This is a genomic window from Bacillus sp. FSL K6-2865, from assembly GCF_040311405.1.
Taxonomy (GTDB): domain Bacteria; phylum Bacillota; class Bacilli; order Bacillales; family Bacillaceae; genus Bacillus; species Bacillus velezensis.
In genome coordinates, this window is record NZ_CP152036.1 from 3,888,562 (window position 1) to 3,913,989 (window position 25,428).

Genomic DNA, 25,428 nt, shown 5'->3' on the forward strand with positions numbered 1-25,428 from the left:
CTCATTTCACAAGATGCGGCGCTTTATCGGCTATCCTGCCGGAAACGGCTTTTCGCCCTTCTCCATTGGGGTTCGGCACAAGCCTGCTTAAGAAAAAGCCGCCAAAATTTTTTTACCTCGTTTATATTTACGATAAGTTAAAAATCCCGCCTGAACAGCACCTTTTTAGTATGATCATTTGCCAATTTATACATGCGTGTTTTCCATCCTTTTGTTTCTCATTCATTTTTAAGGAAATTTTAAGCTTAGGATATTAGACATATTTTGAAACTTTTTGTTAATCTAATCGTCATATACTGGTGTAATTATTGAATACGCGGGGAAGGAATTTTGAATATGATGCAAAAATTAAAACGTGCTTATGAAAATACATTGATCAAATGGACGTTTCATACGGGCTTTTATTTTCTGATATTAGTATTGCTCTTTTGGATGTATGGATTTCATACAGCGAATACCGGCACTTATATTTACAACGATTTCTAATCGGGGAGGATAACTATGAAACTACTTGATGCTATAAAAACATACGCAGACGCCAAGCCGCAGGCCGAAGCGTTTCGTTCCTTAGATCAATCCCTCACTTACGGGGAATTATGGGATTTGTCGGAGCGGGTTGCGTCCGGCATTCAAAAACATACAGCTGACGGTTCGAAAGCGCCTGTCCTGGTTTACGGACATATGGAGCCGAATATGATCGTTTCTTTCTTAGGAAGCGTCAAAGCGGGCCGCCCTTACATCCCTGTCGATGTTTCCATTCCGGCGGAGCGGATCGTCAAAATCATTGAAAGCTCAGGCGCAGAGCTGCTTATCAGCGTATCGGGCGATGCAGTCGATACGGGAAGCAATCTGATTAAAACCGTTACGCCCGAAGAGCTTGCAGCTGACGGAGATGCAGACCTCAGCCGTGAGAATTGGGTAAAAGAGCTGGACACGTTTTACATTATTTACACGTCCGGCAGCACGGGAAATCCGAAGGGCGTGCAGATATCGGCTGATAACCTGCAAAGCTTTACTGACTGGATCTGCAGGGATTTTCCTGTGAGCGGGGGTAAGACATTCTTAAACCAAGCTCCGTTTTCTTTTGATTTATCTGTCATGGACATTTTCCCGTCGCTTCAAACGGGAGGTACGCTGCATTGCGTAACGAAAGACAAAATCAATAAACCGAAAGTACTATTTGAAGAACTGGAGAAATCCAAACTGAACGTCTGGACATCGACGCCGTCTTTCGTCCAAATGTGTCTGATGGACCCCGGCTTTACGCAGGAGCTCCTGCCTGAGGCAGAAGTATTTATGTTTTGCGGAGAAGCGCTTCCGGCTGCCGTGGCACAGGAGCTGTTAAACCGTTTTCCGAAGGCCCGCGTATTCAATACATACGGTCCGACTGAAACAACGGTTGCCGTCACCTCCGTTGAAATCACGCAGCAGATCATTGATGAAAATGAATCTCTGCCTGTCGGTTTTGCAAAACCCGATATGGATATCTTCATCATGGATGAAAACGGGAATAAGCTTCCGGACGGAGAAAAAGGGGAAATCATCATCGCGGGCCCGAGCGTAAGTAAAGGCTATCTCGGAGAACCTTCTCTGACGGAAAAAGCGTTTTTCCCGATCGACGGCCAGTGGGCATATCACACGGGTGATGCCGGTTATGTTCAGGATGGTCAGATTTTCTGCCAAGGACGCCTTGATTTCCAGATTAAGCTTCACGGCTACCGCATGGAGCTGGAGGAAATCGAAGTACATGTAAGGCAGTCTCAATATGTGCGCACAGCGGTTGTCATCCCGTATCAGCCTAACGGACCTGTCGAATATTTAATTGCCGCCATCGTGCCTGAAAAACATGATTTTGAAAAAGAATTCCAGCTGACAAGCGCCATTAAGAAAGAACTGGCCGCTTCGCTTCCGGCCTACATGATTCCGAGAAAATTCATTTATCAGGATCACATTCAAATGACTGCGAACGGAAAAATCGACCGTAAACGCATTGGCGAAGAGGTTCTTGTATGACGCCTTACAGCTCGTTTTTCTTCTTTATCTTACTTGGAATCCTTCTTTTGCCGACGATTATTTTAGGGCTGAACGGCAAGAGATTCCAAGGATACAACATGTTTATATCCATCATCGTATTGGCTTTGATTTTCGCGCATGATCTGCACGGCGTGATCGCACTATGTATCTTTACGCTGTGGCAGGTGCTTTTAATCAGGGGTTATCTCGCTTACAGACTGAAAGCCAACAGCGGCTTTGTCTTCAGTATGGCCGTGATCGCGTCCATTTTACCCCTGTTTTTATCTAAATTATGGCCGTTTTTCTTTCCGCCGGCGCCTCATCACCCGGTTCATAACCTGATCAGTTTCTTAGGAATTTCTTATTTGACATTTAAAGGCGTCCAGCTGATCATGGAAACGAGAGACGGGCTGATTAAAGAAAAAATGCCGCTTCACCGCCTTTTGTACTTTATTATGTTTTTCCCGACCATTTCTTCCGGTCCGATCGACAGATACCGCAGATTTGCCAAGGACGAACAGAAAGTATGGACAAAGGGAGAATACGCTGATTTACTGTATACCGGCATTCATAAAATTTTTATCGGTTTCTTATACAAATTCATTATCGGATATGCGATTAACACGTATTTCATTATGAATCTGTCTCATATCACCCACAGCAAACTGTGGGGTAATGTGCTGTACATGTACGGATACAGCTTGTACCTGTTTTTTGATTTTGCGGGTTACACGATGTTTGCCGTCGGTGTAAGCTATATCATGGGTATCAAATCTCCGGAAAACTTTAATAAGCCGTTTATCAGCAAAAACATTAAAGACTTCTGGAACCGCTGGCACATGTCCTTATCCTTCTGGTTCAGAGACTACGTATTTATGCGCTTTGTTTTCTGGATGACAAAGAAAAAATGGATAAAGAACCGGATGGCCGTCTCGAACATCGGGTATTTCCTGCTGTTCATGCTGATGGGCGTCTGGCACGGACTCGCTCTGCAATATATTGTATACGGCCTGTACCACGCCGTATTAATGACCGGGTATAACTTTTTTGAGAAATGGAATAAGAAATACAAGTGGCTGCCCGCCAATCGTTTTACGGCCTTTTTAGCCATCGTCATCACATTCCATTTCGTATGTTTCGGATTTTATATTTTCTCAGGAAAACCATTTCATCACTAAAGGAGATTGAAAACACATGGAATTTAAACAGGAAGTATTAGACGTATTAGCTGAAGTTTGTCAGGAGGACGCTGTGAAAGAAAATCCTGATATTGAAATCTTTGAAGAAGGACTGCTTGATTCTTTCGGAACTGTAGAACTGCTGGTCGCCATCGAAAACCGCTTCGGCATTACAGTGCCGATCACTGAATTTGACCGTGACGAGTGGAATACGCCAAACAACATTGTAAACAAACTGACTGAGTTGAAGTAAATGAAAAAGCGTTTCTTTGGACCAATTATTTTAGCGTTCGTCCTGTTTGTCGGAGCTATCGCAGTTCCGGCTTCATGGCTTACGCGCTTCATTCCTGAAAAACGTGTCGAAGAGTCGGCAGCAGCCTTAAATCCGAATATGTTCCAGGGGCTCTATCTGCAAAACAAAATGTTCGAAGACTCGAAGTATATGCCGATTTTCGGTTCTTCCGAGCTTTCAAGACTGGATGAGTTTCACCCGTCCAACTATTTCCAAGTGAACAACCAAGGCTTTACGCCTTATCTTGTCGGAAAAGGCGGGGACCAATCCTTGATACACGCCGTGAACTTTGCGGCGCATTATCAGCAGCTGAAAGGCAAAAAACTGGTATTCATTGTTTCTCCGCAATGGTTTATCAAAAAAGGTTCTGATGAACAGCACTTTGCGCCGAATTTTTCATCACTTCAGGCATTGGATTTAGCATTTAATAACCAGATTGATCCCGCGGTCAAAAAGAACATGATGAAGCGCATGCTCCGTTTTAAAGTCGTTCAGCATGATGCCGTCCTTTCTGAATTGTACAAGGGAATGGTCAACGGACAATCATGGAAAGTGAAAGCGGTCATGCCGGCCGCCAAAGCTTATTATTCTCTGCTTGAGAAAAAAGATCTTTATTATTCAATGGGAGAAAACAAGGGCCCTGAACGGACGATCTCTGAAAACCTGAAAGGGAAATCGTGGTCAGAGTTAAAAACAGCCGCCGCTCAATTAGGAGAACGGAGCTCCAAGTCCAATCCTTTCTATATCGATGACGCTTCTTATAAAAAGATTAAGAAGAAAGTAAAGAGAGTGAAAGGAATCAACAAAGGAAGAACATACGCCAAATCAGTCGAATATCACGACTTTGAGGATATGCTGGACATTCTGAAAGATACCGGCGCTGAACCGATGTTCGTGGTTATTCCGGTCAACGGAAAATGGTATGACTACACCGGCTTCCCGAAAAAAGGCCGGACTGATTACTACAAAAAAGTCACTAAGCAAATTAAAGCGAAGGGCTTTCAGGTTGCCGACTTATCCGGGCACGAATATGATCCGTACTTTATGAAAGACACCATCCATATCGCCTGGAAGGGCTGGGTGTACGTCGATAAAGCAATGGAGCAGTTTTACAAAACCGGCAAGGTGACGGTTCACTGAGCACGGTGATGACAGAATACGTAAAAACGAACACGCAGGGGGGCATTCTCTCCCCTGCTTTTTATGTGATTTGATTTTTTCACAAATTTGAGGAAAACTATTGCGAATATTTGTTGAAGGTATACAATAGAATATAAATTATTTTCAAATAAGTTTGACAATAACACCAATAGGGAGACAGAACATTATGAAACAAGATATTCGTGTTGAATTGACTTCAGCCAAAAAACCGAAACCGGACCCCCATGACCTTGCGTTCGGCAGAATTTTCACCGACCATATGTTTGTTATGGATTACGATGCCGATCAAGGCTGGTATGATCCGAGAATTATCCCTTATCAGTCCATCTCAATGGATCCTGCGGCCATGGTTTATCATTATGGCCAAACCGTTTTTGAAGGGCTTAAAGCGTATGTAACGAAGGATCAGGAAGTGCTTCTGTTCAGACCGGAGAAAAATATGGAGCGCCTGAACCAGTCAAATGACCGCCTTTGCATCCCGCTCATTGATGAAGAGCTTGTTCTTGAAGGCCTGAAACAGCTCGTAGCCATCGACAAAGACTGGATTCCGAAAGCGGAAGGCACTTCCCTTTATATCCGTCCGTTTATCATTGCGACTGAGCCTTTCCTCGGTGTAGCGGCATCCCATACGTACAAGCTGTTTATCATTCTTTCCCCGGTCGGCTCTTATTACAAAGAAGGCATTAAACCGGTAAAAATCGCCGTGGAAAACGAATTCGTGCGCGCCGTCAAAGGCGGCACCGGAAACGCGAAAACCGCCGGCAACTACGCATCAAGCCTGAAAGCGCAGCAGGTTGCGGAAGAGAAGGGATTTTCCCAGGTTTTATGGCTTGACGGCATTGAGAAAAAATACATCGAAGAAGTCGGCAGCATGAACATCTTCTTCAAAATCAGCGGCGAAATCGTGACGCCGGAGCTGAACGGAAGCATTCTTGAAGGAATTACGAGAAATTCCGTCATCACCCTTCTCAAACATTGGGGACTGACTGTGTCTGAGCGGAAGATTTCGATCGATGAAATCATCCAGGCACATCGTGACGGCCGATTGGAAGAAACATTCGGAACCGGTACGGCGGCGGTCATTTCTCCGGTCGGCGAACTGATCTGGAATGATGAAAGTCTTGTCATCGGCAGCGGTGAAACCGGAGAGATCTCGAAGAAATTGTATGATACCATTACAGGCATTCAAAAAGGCGCGGAAGCCGACGTGTTCGGCTGGACGACGGAAGTCGCCTCTCTAAGCGAATCAAAATAAGCAAAAAACCCGGAAGCGAATCCGGGTTTTTTTACTGCTCTTATGCTTCAATCGACTTAAAGAAATGAGGCAGATGTTCTTTGTGGGCCTCAAGCATTTCATCCAGAATGGCCTTTGCCACGGAGTCTGACGGGACGAGAGGGTTGATCGTCATCGCAAGTAGCGCCGTTTGATAATCTCCCGTGACGGCTGCTTCAGCGGCGACACGCTCAAATGATTTGATTTGCTGGACGAGTCCGCGGACAGACACCGGCAGATCACCGACGGCGATCGGTTTCGGACCGTCTTTCGTCATAACACAGTTCACTTCGACCGCTGAGTCATTCGGAATGCTGGCGATCGCGCCGTTGTTGATCGTATTGACGGGCTGGATATCATGTTTGTCGTTATAGATGGAGCTGATCAGGTTGCAGGCCGCGTCACTGTAGTACGCTCCGCCCCGTTTTTCAAGCTGCGGCGGTTTGATGGCGAGATTCGGATCTTTGTACAGTTCGAACAGTTCTTTCTCAACCTTCTGCACGACCTCGGCGCGTGTGCCCTCCGTCTGTGACGCTTCTATTTCATGCTCGAGCATTTCTTTCGTCTTGAAATAATAGCGGTGGTAGCCGCAAGGAATCAGATCGAGCGCCTTCAGGAATTCAGGCTCCCATTCCGCCCCTGAAATATTTTTCATCGTCATGGCGTTTTTCGGGTCTCCCATGGCTTCAATGACTTGATCTTTCACGCTGACGCCGTCTAAGAAAACATCTAATCCGAAGACCATGTGATTCAGCCCGGCAAATTGCACTTCGATCCGGCTGACATCCACGTCCAATGCTTTTGCGACGCCCATTTTAATGCCGATCGGCACATTGCAGAGACCGACGACTTTTGTGAGATTCGAGTAGCGGAGCAAGGCCTCGGTAACCATGCCGGCAGGGTTTGTGAAATTCACGAGCCATGCATTCGGACAAAGCTCTTCGATGTCTTTCGCGATTTCCAGAATAACCGGGATGGTGCGCAGCCCTTTGAATAAACCGCCCGGACCGTTTGTCTCCTGGCCGATTACGCCGTATTTTAACGGAATCCGTTCGTCTTTGGCGCGGGCCTCAAGAAGACCGACGCGGAATTGAGTCGTTACGAAATCCGCATCCTTCAAAGCTTCTCTCCGGTCAAGCGTCAGGTGAATCTCTATCGGAACACCCGCTTTTTCGACCATGCGTTTTGCAAGCGTGCCGACAATATTGAGTTTTTTCTCGCCTTCGGGAATGTCGACGAGCCATAATTCTCTGACAGGCAGTTCCTCATAGCGTTTAATGATGCCTTCCACAAGCTCCGGTGTATAGCTTGAACCTCCGCCGATCGTTACAATTTTAATTCCTTTTGTCATATTTTTGCTCCCCCTTGCAGACTCACTTTTTCGTAAATCTCGACTAACTCAGCGGCCAAGTCTTTCACGGTCATGGCATTCATTAAATGATCTTGCGCATGCACCATCAAAAGCGTCATGTCTGTTTTTTCTCCGCCGGCTTCATTTTGGATCAGTTCTGTCTGATAATGATGGGCTTCGGTCAGTTCCCTTGCGGCTTCCTGAAGCTTTTCTTCCGCCATGGCTCTGTCCCCCCGCTTTGCGGCGGCAATGGCTTCCATTGATGCGCTTCTGCCGTTGCCGCCATGCAGGATGATCTGAAAAATGGTCTGTTCCATTTTTTCATTCATGTGTTTCACTCCCTTTCTCTACAGCACGGCTTTTTCGTCTCCCTGTACGGCTGGCGCCTGCGATTGTTCAAGTTCGTTTTCTTCTTTCAGCTTTTGCGAATCCCACATTCTGAAGAACGGATAGTACACGATAAAGGCTGTGATGATGTTAATCGCCTGCATGACAGCCCCTGATATTTTTCCGCCCGTGGCAAGATAGCCGGAGAAAATCGGCGGCATCGTCCATGGGACGGCAATGCCGGCAGGTTTGGCGACGAGGCCAGTGCTCATGCCGATATAGGTAAGGACCAGTGTGACAAGCGGTGTGATAATGAACGGAATGAGAAGCATCGGGTTCATGACGATCGGCATTCCGAAAATAATCGGCTCATTAATATTAAAGACGGCCGGCCCGATGGCGAGTTTCCCAAGCTGCTTCATCTGCTTGCTTCGCGAACGGAGAAACATGGTGACCACGAGCGCCAGTGTCGCGCCGCTTCCGCCGATGTTGATCCAGATTTCAAAAAACTGCTGGGTGAAAATATTCGGAAGCGCATCGCCCGCCTGAAACGCAATCCGGTTGGCATCCATCGCTCCGAACCAGATCGGCGCCATGACGCCGCCGACTATGTTCGCCCCGTGTAATCCGCACGCCCACAAGAGCATTTGAACCGCTTCGGCTATCAGGCTTCCGCCGAGACTTCCCCCAAGAATCGAGAGCGGTGTACCCAGTACAACGCTTACAATGTTATGAAGGCTTTCAAACGGTGTCGCTTCGACAATTAAACGCGCGCCCCAGATCAGAAAGATGACGGCAAAGCCGGGAATTAAAGCGATAAACGATTTGCTGACCGCAGGAGGCACGCCGTCCGGCATTTTGAAGACGAAATTCCGCTGGATGATCAGGCGGTAAATTTCCGTCGACAGCATGGCGATGATCATCGCGACAAACAGCCCTTTGCTTCCCATGAGAGACAGCGGGATGCCGCCGCCGACCATGATTTCCTCTTTGGCGCCGGAAGGCAGAAACGGAACTTTGTACGGCGTTGCCAAGAGAAACGCCGCCAAAGATATCGCACCGGCCGATAATGCATCCACCCCGTATTTTTCGGCCAGGCGGTAGGCGATTCCGAAAGCGGCGACAAGACCCATGATTTCAAAGGTCGCATCAACCGGATATTGCAGTTTTTGAGACCAGGCGCTTCCGAACGTTTTTGCCATGAAATCCGCATATCCCGGAATCGGCAGGTTGCCGATGATCAGAAAAAACGAACCGATGATGATAAGCGGCATGGTGAGGATGATCCCGTCACGCAATGCTTGCAGATGCCGCTGGGAGGCAATTTTTCCGGCAATGGGCATGACTTTCTCTTCTAAAAACTGGTTCACCTTATTCACACGGCCCGCCCCTTTCTACGATGCGTTTCCGAGCTGTTCCGCTGATTTCAGAACCTCCGCTCCGTTGCATGTGCCGTAATGGACGGTATTGATGACTTCAACCGGCACTCCTTTTGATTCACCCAATTTTTTCAGCTGCGGAAGCAAATAACGGACTTGAGGCCCAAGCAGCAATACGTCCGCTTTATCAATATGCTGGTTGACTGAATCGCCTGACACCGCCCAGATTTTATATTCTTTTCCTTGTTCCTGTGCGCTTTTTTCCATCTTGGTGACGAGTAAGCTTGTTGACATCCCTGCTGCACAAACGAGTAATATATTCATGTAAAAGACCTCCTGAAAGTTTGATATTTTGTATGTCTCGATGTTAGTACCATCATATTATGAAATCGCTTTCATAACTACTCAGGCTTTTTCCGCTGTTAACGGAAAAAAGGTGTATCCCGGTCTTTCTCTGATCGTTTGTCTCTGAATACTCGTAAAACCTCCTGATAGGCTGTGCATTTTAAGAGACGGCTTACCGCGGCCGGATCATCTAACATCCCGCCGAGCCATTTGTACATATGCTGGAGGTCGGCTTTGCTTTCTTTCTCGACGCAGAGCAGGCAGACAAATTGGACACGCTTATCCGCCCAGTCAATCGGCTTCTTCAGCGTGCATACCGCCCAAAACGTCGTGTCTGTCTGCGGAACGAGCGGGTGCGGAATCGCCGTAAGATTGCCGAAACTCGTAGGAGAAATCGCTTCCCTTTCAAAAATAGAATCGGTCAGAGAATCAGAAGCGAGGCCGGCTTCAGCAACCTGCTGTCCGAGAAAACGGATGACGTCCTCCTTCGTCTCCAGATCCTGCTGCAAAAATACCAGCTCCGGTTTCAGAAAGTTCAATTGTTCCCGCTTTTCTTCCAGCATGGCGTCGATTTTTGTAAAATCCCCGCCGCCCAACAGCGTATGAACCTTCAACACGGGAACGGGCAGATCTTTTTTGATCGGCACTGTGCTGACCACAAAATCAATCGACTCAAAGGAAAGCTGGTCAAGGCTGCAGTAATCAGCAGTTCCGACGATTTCAAGACGCTTTGCGAACCGGGAACGGAGCTTTTCTCTTAAAAGCTGCGCGCTGCCGGCGCCGGACGCACAGACAATCAAGCAGCGCTTAGGCGGCCGTTCCGTCTTTCTCCTTTCAATGGCGGCTCCGAAATGAAGCGCCAAATATCCGATCTCATTCTCATGAATATCAATGCCGGTTTGCTCCTTGATCACGATTCCCGCAATCACTCCCGCTTCAAATGCGAGCGGATAATTTTCCTTTATGGCGGAGAGCATCGGGTTTCTCAGGTTCATTCCGTACCGGTTTCGGTTAATCGCCGGCTTGATGTGGAGCGCAAGACCCGCTTTCAGCTCATTGTCGTCCGTGATTCCAAGCTTCAGCTCCCGCTCAATGGCTTCAATCATGGCCTCCGTCAAACGGCTGGTTTCCCCGTCTATCAGCCTTGTAAGCTCTTTTCCTTCCAATTGTGACTGGGTCATGCGCTTTGTCCCGAGCAGGTGAATGGCGATATAGGCGGTTTCCTGTTCGGGAAAGGTGACCGAAAGCGCCGATTCAAGCTCTTTTACGATGGCTTCCGCTGACTGATATTCTGTTTCAAGCTTAATATCATGAAGATCTTCCGGAATGAGAGATACATAGTTTTCTGTCCGGATTCGTTTGCAGGCAATGGCGATATGGATGATGAGATTGTTCAGGCCGAAGAAAGAAAGCGGGATCTTATGGTTTCGAACCTGCTTCATAATGGCTGTGCGGATCACATGAATGTCGTCTTTCGGCAGAATACCGGCCTTTTCACTCAGGAGATCAGGCTCAGGCTCGCGGTCGTCCACTAAGTATTCCGCCATACAATAACGGAGGCGGAGCTCTTCGCCGCGCAGCTTAAAGCCGTAGTTCGGCCTTGTTTCCAAAATGATGTCATAGGGGCGGAGCCGTTTTTTGACTTCTTTTAAATCAGATTGAAGTGTGGATTTACTGATGAACAGTTCTTCCGCCAAGTCATCCAGCTTGAGGTAGCCGTCGGCCAGAAGCATTCTTTTCATAAGGTAATCTATCCGTTCATCGGGAAAAATCGGCACGGTGCTGTTCTGCTGGAAATTGTCCTGAAGCCAGTTTTTAAACGGCTGCTCATTCCGGATCAGCAGCTTATAGCCGCTCCCTCTGACAGATTGAATGGATGCGCCGTGTTTTTCTACAATGGTTTGCAGTTCCTTTATGTCATTGCGGACCGTCCGCGTCGTTACCTTTACATTTGCAGCGATGACTGAGCTTGTAACCGGTGTTTCAGCAGCTAAAAGCAAGCGCAGAAGTTCACGAAGCCGCCCATGAAGCATGAGAAAAACCTCCTATCAGATCAGATGCAGACGTGAAAAATGGGCAAAAAGAATGAGGAAGGGGTAAATGTATGTAAATTCTATAATGGGGAGGATTTCAAGTCAATGCGGCAATCCGATGCCAAGCCCGTAAAAAAACAGCCGGATCAGCCGGCTGTTCGGGATGCGGACATGCGGTTCCGCTTAGATGCCTTCCGTTCTTTTATGATTTTTCTGATGATCGGATAGATGACGGGCGCCCATTTGATAATCGTTTTGAAAAATTTTTTCAATGTCTGAATCCCCTTTCTTTTACCTTGTCTTTCCCCTGTTATCAGCGTTTATAAACATGGTCAGCGTGAGACATACCGGTTCCCTGTCACCCAATAGCGCCACGGATAATCCCGGGCTTCTCCGCTGTTGTCAATCCCGATTCTCGGGCCTGTTGATATATGCTCAGGCGTAAAGCCCTCCGTAATATACAGCGGCGGTTCCGTGATCATGCCGCCGTAGTCGTTCATTGAAATGCCCATCGCCTTCGTCAGTTTTCCCGGGCCGTTTGTCCACTCTCTCGGGGGTCTGCCCGGTCTCCTGCTCTCCATCAGGAACTGTCCTTCATGAGGCTCCGCCGCCCTGATTAACACGGCCTGCGGAATGCCGATGTCCGCGGCGACGACGTTCATTAATGTATGAGTGTGCATGACGTATGTATAAATGCGGCCCGCCTCATGGAACATAATTTCCGTCCGTTTCGTGCGCCGGTTGCCGAAGCTGTGCGCCGCCCGGTCTTCCGCTCCCATATAAGCTTCCGTTTCCACGATAAAACCTGAAGCCGTTCCCTCATCCGTCTCCTTCACCAATAGACAGCCGAGCAATAAAGGGGCAAGCTCCACTGACGGTCTCTGGTAAAATTCAATCGGCAAAGGCTTTTGTTCTCCCGCCATTTGCCTCCCTCCTTTCTGAATATAGCGATTTCCTCTTTCACGTTTTTCACTTCTTTTTTACAATATAAACATGAGAGAAAAAAAGGACATCATTGTTGAACGCTCTATTGCGTTTTGAAAATCGGCTCGGTATAATGTGATGGTTCAAATGAAAATGATTCTCATATTCAATAAATACCGGATAATGATCATAAAAGTAGGTGAATTGATTTTTGAGCGATTCTGTCACGTCCGCAAACCGTCTGATCAGCATCTTAAAAAACGGGGTTTTCTTCCTGATCGCGGTGATCGGGCTGCTTGTATCTATTTTTTTCGCCGTCTCATTCGGCGCGAAAGACATTACTTTACATACGGTTTGGTCGGCTGTTGCTGATTACAATCCGAATATAACAGGCCAGCAGATCATTCATGAATTGCGTCTTCCGAGGGTGCTCGGGGCGGCCGTTACAGGAGCCGCTTTTGCCGCAGCCGGCGCCCTCATGCAGGGTGTCACGAGAAACCCGCTTGCCGATTCGGGTGTCTTAGGCGTAAACGCGGGCGCCATGTTTGTTGTTGCGCTCAGTTTTGCTTTTTTCCCTCATTTGTCATACGCCCTGCTGATGGTGATGTCATTTTTGGGAGCATTGGCAAGCACCGGCTTGATTTTCTTTATCAGTGCGGCGGGAAAAGGCAGCATGACACCTTTAAAAGTGACGCTTGCCGGGGCGGTCGTGGCCGCTCTTTTACATTCACTCAGTACCGGTGTGGCGATTTATTACGATTTAAGCCAGGATTTGGCCTTCTGGTACGCCGGCGGGGTGTCAGGGATCAAGTGGGCTCATCTACAAGTCCTTGTTCCCGTGATTGCGGTCTTCATCATTCTCGCGACATTCATGGGCCGGTCCGTCACCCTTCTCTCAATGGGAAATGACGTGGCGGCGAATTTAGGGGTGAACACGGCTCTGACGCGTGCCGCCGGATTAATGATCGCCGTCGTTCTTGCCGGTGTGTCTGTTTCCGCTGCCGGCGCGATCGGCTTCGTCGGGCTGGTCATTCCCCATATCGCGCGAAAGATCGTCGGCGTTACGTACAGGCTGATTATTCCGATGTCCGCGTTACTCGGCGCGATTCTATTGATTTTGGCTGACCTGGCCTCACGCACGGTCAGTCCCCCGAGAGAATTGGCGATAGGCATCATGGTCGCACTTGTCGGTGTCCCTTTCTTTCTTTATATTGCCCGCAAGGAAGGGAGAGACTTATAAATGAAAGTGCAGAAAGAAACAAAAAAAGCGGCGGCAGGAATCATTCTGCTGGTCATCGCCGTTTGCATTATTCTGATCGGGCTGCATACGGGCTCATTCCGGCTTTCTCCTCTCACGGTGGGAAAAACGCTGTTCGGATACGGCACGTTTCAAAGCACAACCGTTTTATTCGATTACCGGCTTCCCCGGATTCTGGTGACGATGCTGGCCGGCATCGGTTTAGGAGTGTCGGGCGCTATTTTGCAGGGTGTATCCCGAAATCCGCTTGCCGATCCGGGCATTCTCGGACTGCATGCCGGCGCTTCCTTCGGTTTGATGATGTATATCACGTTCTTTCATTCCCTGGAGGCGCAGGCGTCGATGTTCATCCCGCTGTTTACGTTTGCGGGCGGAACACTCGCCGCCCTGCTGATCGTAGTGCTTACGTACGACAGGCTGAACGGTTTTTTAACGATCCGCATGCTGTTAGTCGGGATCGCCGTTTCCGCGGGCTTCAGCGCCGTTACATTGTTTATGTCGCTGCGCCTGAATGAAGAAACTTATACATTCGCTTCCCGCTGGCTGGTGGGAAACGTCTGGGGCAGGGATTGGATTCACGTGTGGTCGCTATTGCCCTGGATCGGCATTCTCGCACCGCTTGCATGGCTGAACGCCCGCTCTTTGAATATTTTAATGCTCGGTGACCAGGCAGCCGCGGGGCTCGGCGCACACGTGCAGAGAAAAAGGATCATGCTGATCGCCATAGCGGTCGGCTTGTCCTGCGCGAGCGTCGCGATGGCCGGGGGAATCGGCTTTATCGGCTTTGCCGCCCCTCACTTGGCAAGACGGCTCGTCGGCACCATGCATCAGCATATTATCCCGATTGCGGGATTAATCGGACTCGTCATTCTTGTCGCGGCAGACACCATCGGCCGGTCTTTGTTTCAGCCGAACGCCATTCCGGCCGGCGTGGTTGCGGCAGCCATCGGCGCGCCGTATTTTCTCTATCTCGTCATGAAAATCAAATCATAAAACAAGGAGTATTCCCATGAAAAAAATAATTGCGCTCGTCAGTTTCATGTGTATTTTCTTATTGGCTGCCTGCCAATCCGATTCAACACAGCCGGAGTCAAAAAAGAAATCCGGCGATCATAAAATCGCTTCGATGTCCATTCACCTGACAAATGATCTGCTGGCTCTCGGCGTTACACCTGCCGGTTCCGTCGTGGGCGGAGAATTAAAAGATTTTCTCCCTCATGTGAAAAATCAGCTGAAAGACACGAAAAAACTCGGACCTGCCTCAGACCCGGATATGGAAGCTTTACTTGAGCTGAATCCAGACAACATTTATCTTGATAAAGAATTTGCGGGAAAAGATGTGTCAAAATACAAGAAAATCGGAAACACACACGTTTTCGACCTTGATAAAGGCACATGGCGCGATCATCTAAAAGATATCGGAAAAATCGTCAACCGTGAAAAAGAAGCGAAAACATTTATTCAAGATTACGAAGATGAAACAAAACAAGTCAGATCCATGATGAATAAGGAATTAGGGAAAAACGCCAAAGTCATGGCGATCCGCGTGAACGCAAAAGAGCTTCGCGTCTTCAGCACACGCCGTCCGATGGGACCGATTCTGTTTGACGATCTGAAGCTGAAACCGGCTGACGGCATTAAAGAAATGAACACCTCCCGTCCTTATGAAGTCATTTCTCAAGAAGTGCTGCCTGATTACAACGCAGATGCGATTTTCGTCGTCGTTAACAGAGACGACAAATCACAGCAAGCCTATAAAGAATTGCAAAAAAGCGCTGTATGGAAAGGGCTGAAGGCCGTGAAAGCAAACCACGTCTATAAAATTGCCGATCAGCCTTGGCTTGATTATTCAGCACTGGGAAATAAATTAGCAATGGATGAAGCGAAAAAACTGTTCCAAAAATAAACACGAGCCGGTTTTGCAAAAAGTGCAAGGCCGGCTTTTTTATATTGTCGTTTACTTATATAAACATCTGCTTATATAATAGTGTAAAAAAGGAGTGAGCGCATGGAACGGAGGCATCATGCTTTAAGTTCCGAAGGGATCAGCCAGTGCCTCAAACTTCTAAGCGACCCGACGAGGCTTTTGATGCTGAAGCTTCTGAAGGATAAGGAATATTGTGTCTGCGAGCTGACAGCTATTTTTCATATAAGTCAGCCCGGCATCAGCCAGCACTTGAGGAAATTAAAGAACGCCGGCCTTGTGCAGGAAAGACGCGAGGGCCAGTGGCGGTACTATGCCATTCATCCGTCCGGTCCGGAATACGCGCTGGTTTGCTCGATTCTGCAGCAGATAGATGAAAAGGACGAAGTTTTACAGACATTGCGGCAAAAAGAAGTCACTGTTACATGCCGGTAAGGGGGATATATTCTTGGGAGTTGCGGTTTTATCAGCGCTGATTTTTGTGCTGACACTTGTGTTTGTCATATGGCAGCCGAAACATATATCAATCGGCTGGTCTGCCTGCGGCGGAGCGGTCCTCGCTTTGATCGCCGGAGCAGTCAGCCTGCACGATATCGCGGAAGTGACGGGAATCGTCTGGAATGCGACACTTGCCTTTATCGCCATTATTATCATTTCATTGATTCTTGACAGTATCGGTTTTTTTGAGTGGGCCGCGCTGCATATGGCCATGGCGGCCAAGGGCAGCGGGCTGCGGATGTTTCTCTATGTGTCGGTCTTAGGGGCTGTTGTCTCCGCCCTGTTTGCCAATGACGGAGCGGCGCTCATTTTGACCCCGATCGTACTGGCGATGGTGCGGGCTTTGAATTTACCTGAAAAGCTGGTTTTTCCTTTTATTATCGCCGGAGGATTCATCGCCGACACCACCTCGCTTCCGCTCGTTGTAAGCAATTTGGTCAATATTGTATCCGCCGATTACTTTCATATCGGATACATTGAATATGCATCACGCATGCTGGTGCCCAACCTTTTTTCTCTGGCGGCAAGCATTTTGGTGCTGTATCTCTATTTCAGAAAAAACATTCCGAAACGGTATGACACCGGTCTTGTGAAACATCCGGCATCCGCGATTAAGGATGAACGCCTTTTCCGGTTATCGTGGGCTGTGCTGGCCGTTTTATTGATCGGATATTTCGTCAGCGAACTGCTGTCGATACCCGTTTCCTTCGTTGCCGGCTCCATCGCGGTCATTTTTCTCATTCTGGCGCAGCGAAGCCCCGCCGTCCCTGCGAAACAAGTCATCAAGGACGCCCCGTGGGCCATCGTGTTTTTTTCTGTCGGCATGTATGTTGTCGTGTACGGCTTGCGGAATGCCGGACTGACGGATCTTCTTTCTCAGCTTATACAGAAAGCGGCGGATCACGGTTTGTTTGCGGGCACACTCGGAATGGGGTTTATCGCGGCGATCCTCTCCTCCGTTATGAATAACCTGCCGACGGTGATGATTGACGCCATAGCCATCAGCGGAACGGACACTCACGGGCTGATGAGAGAAGCATTGATTTACGCGAATGTTATCGGTTCGGACCTCGGGCCGAAGATCACGCCGATCGGGTCGCTGGCGACGTTGTTATGGCTCCACGTGCTGAGCCGGAAAAACGTGAAAATTTCCTGGGGAATGTATTTCAAGACAGGTCTGATATTAACCATTCCGACGTTATTCATCACCCTGATCGGACTTTATTTATGGCTGTTATGGCTCGCTTGAGATGAAAAACCTTTTAAGTTGAATCTTAAAAGGTTTTTTTGTGTCAAAAATCCGAAAAGTAAAACTTTATATTTTAAAAGTATAGACATTTAATTTCAAAGGATTATAATGTTCATGAAAACGGTTTAACTTTATGAAAGAAGGGATTCCTCATGAAAAGAATTTTATTAGCCTGCAGCTCAGGCATGTCCACCAGCCTTCTTGTTACGAAAATGCAGAATTACGCCCGCTCCATCGGTGAGGAAGCCGAGATTTGGGCAGTCGGACAGGATAAAGCAAAAGAAGCGATGAAAGATGCAGACGTCGTACTGATCGGCCCGCAGATGAGTTTTTTAAAAGGTGAGCTTCAGAAAGAGGCGGACCCGCTTCACATCACCGTTGATGTGATTGATATGATGGCATACGGCATGGGAGATGGCAAAAAAGCATACGAACAGGCCGTTGCCTTGATTGAGAACAAATAAAGGAGGCGATAAGCATGGAAACGTACACGGATGAACAGATCAGTTTTCAGCTGATTCTTCACAGCGGCAATGCCCGCAGCAATATTATTCAATCGATACGCGCATATAAAGACGGCCGGACAGATGAGTCAGACACCTTTCTGACAAAGGCTGAAGAAGAACTGGGGAAAGCGCACGACATCCATTTTCAGATGATTCAAAAAGAAGCCGGCGGCGCCAAAACGGATGTCTCTCTGCTTTTTATGCATGCTGAAGACCACTTAATGTCAGCGCTTTCAATGAAAGAGCTCGTCAAAGAAATGCTCGACTTATTTCAATCAAAGAATTTATAAAAAGCCGGGGGTGAAGACGTGTTTGAGAAAATCAGCCAATTCCTTGTTCCGATCGCGGGCAAATTAAACAATAACCGCTACTTGCAAGTCTTACGGGATGCTTTTATGCTGGCGTTTCCGCTGACCATTTTCGGTTCGGTGTTCGTCGTGCTGACGAACCTGCCGTTTTTAAACAAAATCATGAGCAGCTCCGCCCTGTCTGTCTTTCAATCCGGATTTGGCGGCGCTTCGACGGCGACGATGGGGATTATGTCCATTTTTGTCGTCTTCGGGATCGGCTATTACCTTTCCAAAAGCTACGAAGTGGAGGCCGTATTCGGCGGAGCGATCGCATTGGTTTCTTTTCTGCTGCTCACCCCGTTCGTTTTAGAGCCGGAAACGGGCAAAGCGGTCGCAGGCGTCATTCCGGTTGACCGGCTTGGAGCAAAAGGGATGTTTCTCGGCATGATGACCGCATTTTTGTCAGGTGAAATCTACAGAAGAATCGTTCAGAGAAACTTAACGATTAAGATGCCTGCCGGTGTTCCTCCGGCTGTTGCTAAATCGTTCGCCGCATTGATTCCGGCTTTTATCACGCTTACCGTCTTCCTCTTGATCAATGCGGCTGTCACCCAGATCTTTCACACCAATCTGCATGATGTCATTTATCATACGGTTCAAGCCCCGCTTGTCGGACTTGGAAGCGGCATCATTCCTACATTAATCGCTGTTTTCTTTATTCAGATTTTATGGTTTTTCGGACTTCACGGACAAATCATTATCAATTCCGTGATGGACCCGATTTGGAATACATTACAGGTCGAAAATTTAGCTGCGTATACAGCGGGAAAAGAGATTCCCCATATTATTTCTAAGCCGTTTATGGAGATTTACACCGTCGGAATGGGCGGAACCGGAATGACATTGGCCATAGTGATCGCCATCTTGCTTTTTATGAAAAGCAAACAGATGAAACAGATATCCAAACTCGGTCTCGCGCCGGGCATCTTCAACGTCAATGAGCCGGTTATTTTCGGTTTGCCGATCGTGATGAACCCGATCATTATCATTCCGTGGGTCATCGCGCCGATGGTTGTCACCCTTGTCACCTACCTGGCCATGTCGGCGGGGATCGTGCCCCCTCCTACCGGCGTGACCGTGCCTTGGACCGTCCCCCTTTTCATTAACGGGATTATGGCGACCAATTCCGTCATGGGCGGCATTATGCAGCTGGTCAACCTCTGTATTGTGTTTGTCATCTGGTTCCCGTTTCTTAAAGCGCTGGACAAATTAAACATGGCAAAGGAAAAAGAAGCTGAGACCGAGCAGCATGCCCGGGATGACAGCATGAGTATGTAATCAAAATCGCAGTAAGGGAGAGAAATCAATTGACTGAATCAAATATTCAATATCGTTTTCCGGAAGGATTCTGGTGGGGGTCTTCCGCCTCCGCCACCCAAACAGAAGGCGCCGCTGACAGAGACGGAAAAAGCCAAAACATATGGGATTACTGGTATGAAAAAGAGCCGAGCCGTTTTTTTAACGGCGTCGGCCCCGGCGACACGTCACGTTTTTACGATCAATACAAGGAGGATATCCGGCTGATGAAAGAAATCGGCCATAACTCCTTCCGGCTGTCTATTTCCTGGTCAAGATTGATTCCGGGCGGAACTGGCGAGGTCAATCAGAAAGCGGTCGCGTTTTATCAGGACGTCATCGATGAAATGCTTGCCCATCGCATTGAGCCGTTTGTCAATTTGTTTCACTTTGACATGCCGCTCGCCCTTCAGCGTAAGGGGGGCTGGGTCAGCCGGAACACCGTTGACGCGTTTGAACATTACGCCGAAACCTGCTTTTCGCTATTCGGTGACAAGGTGAAAAAATGGTTCACTCACAACGAGCCGATTGTGCCGATTGAAGGCGGCTACTTATACGACTTTCACTACCCGAATCACGTTAATTTTCAAGAAGCAGTGCAGGCCGGTTTCCATACCCTGCTGTCGAATGCAAGGGCTGTCAAAGCCTACAGAGAATTGAAACAGGACGGACAAATCGGAATCATTCTGAATTTGACGCCTTCTTATCCGAGAAGCTCACATCCTGAAGATGTCAAAGCGTCCCGGATTGCCGACGCCTTTTTCAACCGTTCATTTTTAGATCCGGCCGTAAAGGGCGAATTTCCTGAGGAGCTTGTCGAGATTCTCAAGGCGGAAGGCTTTCTGCCGCGTTATGAGAAAGAAGATCTCCGCCTCATTCAGGAGCATACGGTTGACCTCTTAGGCGTGAACTACTACCAGCCTAGGCGCGTCAAGGCAAAAGAACATGTTCCGAATCCGCATGCCCCTTTCCTGCCTGAGCGTTTCTTCGATCCGTATGTCATGCCCGGCCGGAAAATGAACCCTCACCGCGGGTGGGAAATTTACGAAAAAGGAATCTACGACATTCTTACCAATCTCAGAGAACATTACGGAAATATCGAGTGTTTTATTTCTGAGAACGGCATGGGAGTAGAAGGCGAGGAACGCTTCCGCGATGAAAACGGCATCATTCAGGATGATTACAGGATTGAATTTATCCAGGAACATCTCAAATGGGTGCATCGGGCCATCGGAGAAGGTTCAAATGTAAAAGGCTATCACCTGTGGACTTTCATGGACAACTGGTCTTGGACAAATGCTTATAAAAACCGCTACGGCTTTGTATCTGTCAATCTGGAAAACGGGGGCGAACGGACCGTCAAAAAAAGCGGCCGCTGGTTCAAAGCCGTTTCCGATCAAAACGGATTTTAACAGATGAGGAGGGACGGCCATGCTTGGAGGTATTGAAGCCGGCGGCACGAAATTTGTCTGTGCCGCCGGACAAAGAGACGGCACCATTCTGGACAGAGCGGAGTTTCCGACGGGAGAACCGGATGACACACTCAGACAGGTGATCCGTTACTTTAAAGATTTCCCGATAGAAGCCATCGGCATCGGGTCGTTCGGACCGATTGATATCCGTCCCGACAGTCAAACATACGGGTGCATCACCGCGACGCCAAAGACAGCCTGGCAGAACTGCCCTATTCTTCAAACGATCAAAAGCGCTCTGGATATTCCCGCAGGCTTCACCACCGACGTTAATGCGGCGGCGCTTGGAGAAGCTTCTTTCGGCGCGGCCAAAAACGCGGAAAGCTGCCTCTATTTGACGGTCGGCACAGGCATCGGCGCGGGCGCCATCATGAACGGCAGATTTGTTCAAGGGCTGTCTCATCCTGAAATGGGCCACATTTATGTCAGAAGACATCCGGACGACGGCTACAAAGGCAATTGTCCTTACCATACAGATTGTCTGGAAGGCCTTGCGGCAGGCCCCGCCATTGAGAAACGCTGGGGGAAAAAAGCATTTCTGCTCACGGATCAGCAGGAAGTGTGGGAGCTTGAGGGCTATTATATTGCCGAAGCGCTTGTGCAGTATATTCTCATACTTTCGCCGGAAAAGATCATTCTCGGCGGGGGCGTCATGAAGCAGCATCAGCTGTTCTCTTCTATCCGTCAGCACGTGAAAAAGCGGCTGAATCAATATATTGATCTGCCCGATATTGAAAAATATATCGTTCCCCCTCAATTAGGGATTCACTCCGGCGCGGCCGGTTCGCTCGTATTGGCGGAGCAGGCCTTAGAAGCGGCAAACCGGGAGGCGGAAAAATGACGAAACTCTTATTTTTGGAACCGGTTTTTAAAGAAAGATTATGGGGCGGGACGAAGCTGCGCGATACATTCGGGTATGAGATTCCTTCTGAGCGGACGGGAGAGTGCTGGGCGATTTCAGCTCATCCGCACGGCACATCCATTGTGCGGAACGGGCCTTTTTCCGGAACATCATTACAGCGTCTCTGGAGTGAACACCCTGACCTGTTCGGACATCCGAAAGAAGACGCTTTTCCCCTGCTCACAAAAATTCTTGACGCAAATATGGACTTATCCGTACAGGTTCATCCGGATGATGCATATGCACATCGGCATGAAAACGGAGAACTCGGAAAAACGGAATGCTGGTACGTGTTGGACTGCAAAAAAGACGCGGAGCTCATTTTAGGGCATCGCGCCCAAACGAGAGAAGGCTTCGTTCGGCTCATTGAACAAAACGAGTGGGATCACCTGCTCCGCCGCATCCCCATTAAGCCCGGCGATTTTTTCTATGTCCCGAGCGGCACACTGCACGCTTTATGTGAAGGTACGCTCGTTCTTGAAATCCAGCAAAGCTCTGATGCCACCTACCGGCTTTACGACTATGACCGGACGGATGGGAACGGGAATAAACGCGAGCTTCATCTTCAGAAAGCAATTGACGTAACAGACATTCCCCATACCGATGAAAATGTAAAAAGCACAAAGCATCGGATCGGAGATGCTCTGATTACGATACTCGCCGAAACACCTTTCTTTTCAGTTTATCAATGGGATGTGAGCGGGAAAGCATCATTCCCCGCACCCGGCCGGTATTTACTCGCAAGCGTCATTAACGGACGCGGAGAACTGGATGGATGCCCCATTCACAAAGGCGATCACTTTATCGTGCCGGCGGATTCCGGAGATTTTGTTATAGAAGGAGATTGTGAGGTTATCGTTTCACATCCTTCATCATCTTAAAAATCAGGAGGTCTTTTATATGCTCAAAAAGTTAGCAGCCTGCCTGTCTATCGTTTTATTACTCTTAGGAGCCGCCAGTCCGATATCGGCTCACACCGTTTATCCCGTCAACCCAAATGCCCAGCAGACGACAAAAGATATCATGAACTGGCTGGCTCACCTGCCCAACCGTTCAGAAAACAGGGTCATGTCCGGGGCGTTCGGCGGGTACAGCGATGTCACTTTTTCAATGACAGAGGAAAACCGCTTGAAAAACGCGACGGGACAGTCTCCCGCCATCTACGGCTGTGACTATGGGAGAGGATGGCTTGAAACAGCGGATATCACCGATTCTATCGATTACAGCTGTAACAGCAGCTTAATCTCATACTGGAAAAGCGGCGGCCTCCCTCAGGTCAGCCTGCATCTCGCAAATCCGGCTTTTCCATCCGGAAACTATAAAACAGCCATCTCAAACAGCCAGTACAAAAACATTCTGGACCCTTCAACTGTTGAAGGAAAACGGCTTGAGGCGCTGCTCAGCAAAATCGCCGACGGCCTTACTCAGCTGAAAAATCAAGGCGTCACCGTTCTGTTCAGACCGCTGCATGAAATGAACGGCGAGTGGTTCTGGTGGGGGCTGACAGGCTACAACCAAAAAGACACGGAAAGAATCTCGCTGTACAAAGAGCTTTACAAGAAGATATACCGCTATATGACAGAGACAAGAGGGTTGGATAACCTTTTGTGGGTGTATTCGCCGGATGCCAACAGAGACTTTAAAACAGACTTCTACCCAGGCTCATCTTATGTGGATATTACCGGTCTGGACGCTTACTTCACTGATCCGTATGCGATATCAGGCTATGATGAAATGCTGTCTCTGAAAAAAACGTTTGCCTTTGCCGAAACCGGTCCGTCCGGCAATATCGGAAGCTTTGATTATGCTGCTTTTATCAATGCGATCAGGCAAAAATATCCTGAGACCACGTACTTTTTGACATGGGATGAACAATTAAGTCCGGCGGCCAATCAAGGCGCGCAAAGCCTTTATCAAAACAGCTGGACACTGAACAAGGGCGAAATATGGAACGGCGGGTCCTTGACGCCGATCGCGGAATAACCGCTTCTTTTGAAAATCGGTTTTAAAAAACGGCTCTGCTGGGCATATTGTTACCGTTCAAAAAGGAGGGTTCAACAATGGAAAATAACAAAAACAGCGAAGAAACGCTTTCCAGTAAGACGACCGGTAAAGGCGAGTCAGAAGACACGCTGACAAACCGGCAGGGCCATCCGGTCACTGACAACCAGAATGTCAGGACAGTCGGCAATAGAGGACCGACGACATTGGAGAATTATGATTTTTTGGAGAAAATCAGCCACTTTGACCGCGAACGGATTCCCGAGCGCGTCGTTCACGCGCGCGGCGCCGGCGCACACGGATACTTTGAGGCGTACGGAAGTTTTGGAGACGAGGAGATTTCTAAATACACAAGAGCGAAAGTGTTTCAAAAGAAAGGAACGAAAACTCCGGCGTTTGTGCGGTTTTCTACCGTCAACCACGGAAAGCATTCCCCGGAAACATTGCGTGATCCCCGGGGTTTTGCCGTTAAGCTTTATACCGAAGACGGCAACTGGGATCTGGTCGGCAACAACTTGAAAATCTTTTTTATTCGTGATCCGCTGAAGTTCCCGGATCTTGTGCACGCATTTCAGCCTGATCCCGTTACGAACATTCAGGACGGCGAGCGTATTTTCGACTTCATTTCCCAATCACCGGAAGCGACTCATATGATCACTTTCTTGTTTTCGCCGTGGGGCATCCCGGCCAACTACCGGCAGATGCAGGGCTCAGGCGTCCATGCCTACAAATGGGTCAATGAAGAAGGAAAAGCCGTGCTCGTCAAATATCACTTTGAACCGAAACAGGGCATCCGCAACCTGACACAGAAGGAAGCGGAAGAGATTCAGGGGAAAAACTTTAACCATGCGACACAGGATTTGTATGAAGCGATTGAAAAAGGCGATTACCCTGAATGGGAAGTGTATGCGCAAATCATGACTGATGACGAACACCCCGAGCTGGATTTTGATCCGCTTGATCCGACCAAGCTGTGGTATAAAGACGATTTCCCTTGGAAGCCGATCGGTAAATTGGTTCTGAACAAAAACCCGGAAAACTACCATGCCGAGGTGGAACAAGCCTCATTCGGAACGGGCGTGCTTGTGGACGGCCTTGATTTTTCGGATGACAAATTACTTCAGGGGCGGACATTCTCCTATTCAGATACCCAGCGGTACCGCGTCGGCGCAAACTATCTGCAGCTTCCGATCAACTCGCCGAAAAAGCATGTCGCCACCAACCAGGAAGGCGGGCAAATGCAGTATCGGGTCGATCGGGCAGAAGGACAAAACCCGCACGTCAACTATGAGCCGTCCATTATGGGAGGACTCAACGAAGCAAAGCAGGATGGGAAAGACCATACACCTCATGTCGAAGGCGATGTGAAGCGGGAAGCGATCGACCGGTCGAATAATTTCGGCCAGGCCGGAAAAACATACCGTCGATTTTCAGAATTTGAACGGAACGAATTGATCACAAACCTGGTCAATACGCTTTCTTCCTGCCGCAAAGACATTCAGGATCAAATGATTGAGAATTTCACAAAAGCAGATCCGGACTACGGAAAACGTGTGGCGGAAGGGCTGAAAAAAGCCTCCGAAAGCAACAGCGGCGGGCCGATCGGCACTACTGATACAGCACAAGCCGCAAAACAGGCTGAACAGGAAAGCCATCCGTCTGATCCGTATTAAATAAAAAAACAGGACAATCGCGTC

General features: G+C 48.5%; 26 protein-coding genes. 19 read left to right on the forward strand and 7 right to left on the reverse strand.

What is annotated here, in order from left to right; genetic code table 11:
- Window positions 1–336: 336 nt before the first annotated feature.
- The 6 genes from NYE42_RS19220 (at window position 337) to NYE42_RS19245 (ending at window position 5,899) form a co-directional block, all read left to right on the forward strand.
- On the forward strand, window positions 337–486 hold the full coding sequence (locus NYE42_RS19220) for a teichoic acid D-Ala incorporation-associated protein DltX (RefSeq protein ID WP_003150882.1): 150 nt from the start codon (window positions 337–339) through the stop codon (window positions 484–486).
- Window positions 487–501: 15 nt separating this feature from the next.
- On the forward strand, window positions 502–2,013 hold the full coding sequence (gene dltA / locus NYE42_RS19225; RefSeq protein WP_352426649.1) for a D-alanine--poly(phosphoribitol) ligase subunit DltA: 1,512 nt from the start codon (window positions 502–504) through the stop codon (window positions 2,011–2,013).
- On the forward strand, window positions 2,010–3,191 hold the full coding sequence (gene dltB, locus NYE42_RS19230; protein ID WP_012118762.1) for a D-alanyl-lipoteichoic acid biosynthesis protein DltB: 1,182 nt from the start codon (window positions 2,010–2,012) through the stop codon (window positions 3,189–3,191). The genes dltA and dltB overlap by 4 nt, the downstream gene beginning before the upstream one ends.
- A gap of 16 nt (window positions 3,192–3,207) precedes the next feature.
- The gene (gene dltC, locus NYE42_RS19235) at window positions 3,208–3,444 is read left to right on the forward strand and encodes a D-alanine--poly(phosphoribitol) ligase subunit 2 (protein ID WP_003150875.1); all 237 of its coding nucleotides are present in this window, start codon (window positions 3,208–3,210) and stop codon (window positions 3,442–3,444) included.
- Entirely contained in the window at window positions 3,445–4,623 is a 1,179-nt protein-coding gene (gene dltD, locus NYE42_RS19240) for a D-alanyl-lipoteichoic acid biosynthesis protein DltD (RefSeq protein ID WP_352426650.1), read from the forward strand.
- Window positions 4,624–4,807: 184 nt separating this feature from the next.
- Entirely contained in the window at window positions 4,808–5,899 is a 1,092-nt protein-coding gene (locus NYE42_RS19245) for a branched-chain amino acid aminotransferase (protein ID WP_025650062.1), read from the forward strand.
- Window positions 5,900–5,939: 40 nt separating this feature from the next.
- Here NYE42_RS19245 and licH read toward each other — a convergent pair whose 3' ends face one another.
- From licH to NYE42_RS19280, 7 genes are all read right to left on the reverse strand, one after another.
- On the reverse strand, window positions 5,940–7,268 hold the full coding sequence (gene licH / locus NYE42_RS19250) for a 6-phospho-beta-glucosidase LicH (RefSeq protein WP_014419213.1): 1,329 nt from the start codon (window positions 7,266–7,268) through the stop codon (window positions 5,940–5,942).
- Window positions 7,265–7,597, reverse strand: a complete 333-nt coding sequence (gene licA, locus NYE42_RS19255) for a PTS lichenan transporter subunit IIA (protein WP_003150867.1) — start codon at window positions 7,595–7,597, stop codon at window positions 7,265–7,267. The genes licH and licA overlap by 4 nt, the downstream gene beginning before the upstream one ends.
- A gap of 18 nt (window positions 7,598–7,615) precedes the next feature.
- On the reverse strand, window positions 7,616–8,974 hold the full coding sequence (gene celB, locus NYE42_RS19260; protein WP_015240833.1) for a PTS cellobiose transporter subunit IIC: 1,359 nt from the start codon (window positions 8,972–8,974) through the stop codon (window positions 7,616–7,618).
- A gap of 15 nt (window positions 8,975–8,989) precedes the next feature.
- A complete protein-coding gene (gene licB / locus NYE42_RS19265; RefSeq protein WP_003150863.1) occupies window positions 8,990–9,298 on the reverse strand; it encodes a PTS lichenan transporter subunit IIB in 309 nt (102 codons plus the stop codon).
- A gap of 98 nt (window positions 9,299–9,396) precedes the next feature.
- Window positions 9,397–11,352, reverse strand: a complete 1,956-nt coding sequence (gene licR, locus NYE42_RS19270; protein ID WP_053573932.1) for a transcriptional regulator LicR — start codon at window positions 11,350–11,352, stop codon at window positions 9,397–9,399.
- A 146-nt stretch (window positions 11,353–11,498) separates the two neighbouring features.
- Entirely contained in the window at window positions 11,499–11,624 is a 126-nt protein-coding gene (locus tag NYE42_RS19275) for a hypothetical protein (RefSeq protein ID WP_003150859.1), read from the reverse strand.
- 60 nt (window positions 11,625–11,684) lie between these two features.
- A complete protein-coding gene (locus tag NYE42_RS19280) occupies window positions 11,685–12,275 on the reverse strand; it encodes a DNA-3-methyladenine glycosylase (RefSeq protein ID WP_052827992.1) in 591 nt (196 codons plus the stop codon).
- 242 nt (window positions 12,276–12,517) lie between these two features.
- Between NYE42_RS19280 and NYE42_RS19285 the strand changes: the two genes are divergently transcribed.
- The 13 genes from NYE42_RS19285 (at window position 12,518) to katX (ending at window position 25,404) form a co-directional block, all read left to right on the forward strand.
- Window positions 12,518–13,516, forward strand: a complete 999-nt coding sequence (locus NYE42_RS19285) for an iron ABC transporter permease (protein ID WP_042635747.1) — start codon at window positions 12,518–12,520, stop codon at window positions 13,514–13,516.
- Window positions 13,517–14,527, forward strand: coding sequence for an iron ABC transporter permease (locus tag NYE42_RS19290; protein ID WP_352426651.1), 1,011 nt, complete (start codon window positions 13,517–13,519; stop codon window positions 14,525–14,527).
- 16 nt (window positions 14,528–14,543) lie between these two features.
- Complete coding sequence (locus NYE42_RS19295; RefSeq protein ID WP_007407746.1) at window positions 14,544–15,440, forward strand: ABC transporter substrate-binding protein; 897 nt, start codon at window positions 14,544–14,546, stop codon at window positions 15,438–15,440.
- Between the two features lie 102 nt (window positions 15,441–15,542).
- Window positions 15,543–15,893: a metalloregulator ArsR/SmtB family transcription factor gene (locus tag NYE42_RS19300; RefSeq protein ID WP_015418508.1), complete on the forward strand. Its 351-nt coding sequence runs from the start codon at window positions 15,543–15,545 to the stop codon at window positions 15,891–15,893.
- A gap of 13 nt (window positions 15,894–15,906) precedes the next feature.
- The gene (locus NYE42_RS19305; RefSeq protein WP_015418509.1) at window positions 15,907–17,205 is read left to right on the forward strand and encodes an arsenical efflux pump membrane protein ArsB; all 1,299 of its coding nucleotides are present in this window, start codon (window positions 15,907–15,909) and stop codon (window positions 17,203–17,205) included.
- 152 nt (window positions 17,206–17,357) lie between these two features.
- Entirely contained in the window at window positions 17,358–17,669 is a 312-nt protein-coding gene (locus NYE42_RS19310; RefSeq protein ID WP_007614670.1) for a PTS sugar transporter subunit IIB, read from the forward strand.
- Window positions 17,670–17,683: 14 nt separating this feature from the next.
- Entirely contained in the window at window positions 17,684–18,001 is a 318-nt protein-coding gene (locus NYE42_RS19315) for a PTS lactose/cellobiose transporter subunit IIA (RefSeq protein WP_007407750.1), read from the forward strand.
- A gap of 18 nt (window positions 18,002–18,019) precedes the next feature.
- Window positions 18,020–19,339 (forward strand): PTS cellobiose transporter subunit IIC, encoded by a 1,320-nt coding sequence (gene celB, locus NYE42_RS19320; RefSeq protein WP_012118772.1) that lies wholly within the window; start codon window positions 18,020–18,022, stop codon window positions 19,337–19,339.
- Between the two features lie 29 nt (window positions 19,340–19,368).
- Window positions 19,369–20,769, forward strand: coding sequence for a glycoside hydrolase family 1 protein (locus NYE42_RS19325; protein ID WP_352426652.1), 1,401 nt, complete (start codon window positions 19,369–19,371; stop codon window positions 20,767–20,769).
- A gap of 19 nt (window positions 20,770–20,788) precedes the next feature.
- On the forward strand, window positions 20,789–21,670 hold the full coding sequence (locus tag NYE42_RS19330) for an ROK family protein (RefSeq protein ID WP_352426653.1): 882 nt from the start codon (window positions 20,789–20,791) through the stop codon (window positions 21,668–21,670).
- Window positions 21,667–22,611 carry a mannose-6-phosphate isomerase, class I gene (manA, locus tag NYE42_RS19335; RefSeq protein WP_352426654.1) on the forward strand — a complete coding sequence of 315 codons (945 nt, stop codon included), beginning with the start codon at window positions 21,667–21,669 and terminating at the stop codon, window positions 22,609–22,611. The genes NYE42_RS19330 and manA overlap by 4 nt, the downstream gene beginning before the upstream one ends.
- Before the next feature lie 19 nt (window positions 22,612–22,630).
- A complete protein-coding gene (locus NYE42_RS19340; protein ID WP_352426655.1) occupies window positions 22,631–23,713 on the forward strand; it encodes a glycosyl hydrolase in 1,083 nt (360 codons plus the stop codon).
- Between the two features lie 77 nt (window positions 23,714–23,790).
- Complete coding sequence (gene katX, locus NYE42_RS19345) at window positions 23,791–25,404, forward strand: catalase KatX (protein ID WP_144664739.1); 1,614 nt, start codon at window positions 23,791–23,793, stop codon at window positions 25,402–25,404.
- The last annotated feature ends 24 nt before the right edge of the window (window positions 25,405–25,428 follow it).

Bases quoted from the DNA above. Each gene is read 5' to 3' on its own strand.
- NYE42_RS19220 (WP_003150882.1), top strand. From the start codon at position 337: ATGATGCAAAAATTAAAACGTGCTTATGAAAATACATTGATCAAATGG.
- dltA (WP_352426649.1), top strand. From the start codon at position 502: ATGAAACTACTTGATGCTATAAAAACATACGCAGACGCCAAGCCGCAG.
- dltB (WP_012118762.1), top strand. From the start codon at position 2,010: ATGACGCCTTACAGCTCGTTTTTCTTCTTTATCTTACTTGGAATCCTT.
- dltC (WP_003150875.1), top strand. From the start codon at position 3,208: ATGGAATTTAAACAGGAAGTATTAGACGTATTAGCTGAAGTTTGTCAG.
- dltD (WP_352426650.1), top strand. From the start codon at position 3,445: ATGAAAAAGCGTTTCTTTGGACCAATTATTTTAGCGTTCGTCCTGTTT.
- licH (WP_014419213.1), bottom strand. From the start codon at position 7,268: ATGACAAAAGGAATTAAAATTGTAACGATCGGCGGAGGTTCAAGCTAT.
- licA (WP_003150867.1), bottom strand. From the start codon at position 7,597: ATGAATGAAAAAATGGAACAGACCATTTTTCAGATCATCCTGCATGGC.
- licB (WP_003150863.1), bottom strand. From the start codon at position 9,298: ATGAATATATTACTCGTTTGTGCAGCAGGGATGTCAACAAGCTTACTC.
- licR (WP_053573932.1), bottom strand. From the start codon at position 11,352: ATGCTTCATGGGCGGCTTCGTGAACTTCTGCGCTTGCTTTTAGCTGCT.
- NYE42_RS19280 (WP_052827992.1), bottom strand. From the start codon at position 12,275: ATGGCGGGAGAACAAAAGCCTTTGCCGATTGAATTTTACCAGAGACCG.
- NYE42_RS19290 (WP_352426651.1), top strand. From the start codon at position 13,517: ATGAAAGTGCAGAAAGAAACAAAAAAAGCGGCGGCAGGAATCATTCTG.
- NYE42_RS19295 (WP_007407746.1), top strand. From the start codon at position 14,544: ATGAAAAAAATAATTGCGCTCGTCAGTTTCATGTGTATTTTCTTATTG.
- NYE42_RS19300 (WP_015418508.1), top strand. From the start codon at position 15,543: ATGGAACGGAGGCATCATGCTTTAAGTTCCGAAGGGATCAGCCAGTGC.
- NYE42_RS19310 (WP_007614670.1), top strand. From the start codon at position 17,358: ATGAAAAGAATTTTATTAGCCTGCAGCTCAGGCATGTCCACCAGCCTT.
- NYE42_RS19315 (WP_007407750.1), top strand. From the start codon at position 17,684: ATGGAAACGTACACGGATGAACAGATCAGTTTTCAGCTGATTCTTCAC.
- NYE42_RS19330 (WP_352426653.1), top strand. From the start codon at position 20,789: ATGCTTGGAGGTATTGAAGCCGGCGGCACGAAATTTGTCTGTGCCGCC.
- manA (WP_352426654.1), top strand. From the start codon at position 21,667: ATGACGAAACTCTTATTTTTGGAACCGGTTTTTAAAGAAAGATTATGG.
- NYE42_RS19340 (WP_352426655.1), top strand. From the start codon at position 22,631: ATGCTCAAAAAGTTAGCAGCCTGCCTGTCTATCGTTTTATTACTCTTA.
- katX (WP_144664739.1), top strand. From the start codon at position 23,791: ATGGAAAATAACAAAAACAGCGAAGAAACGCTTTCCAGTAAGACGACC.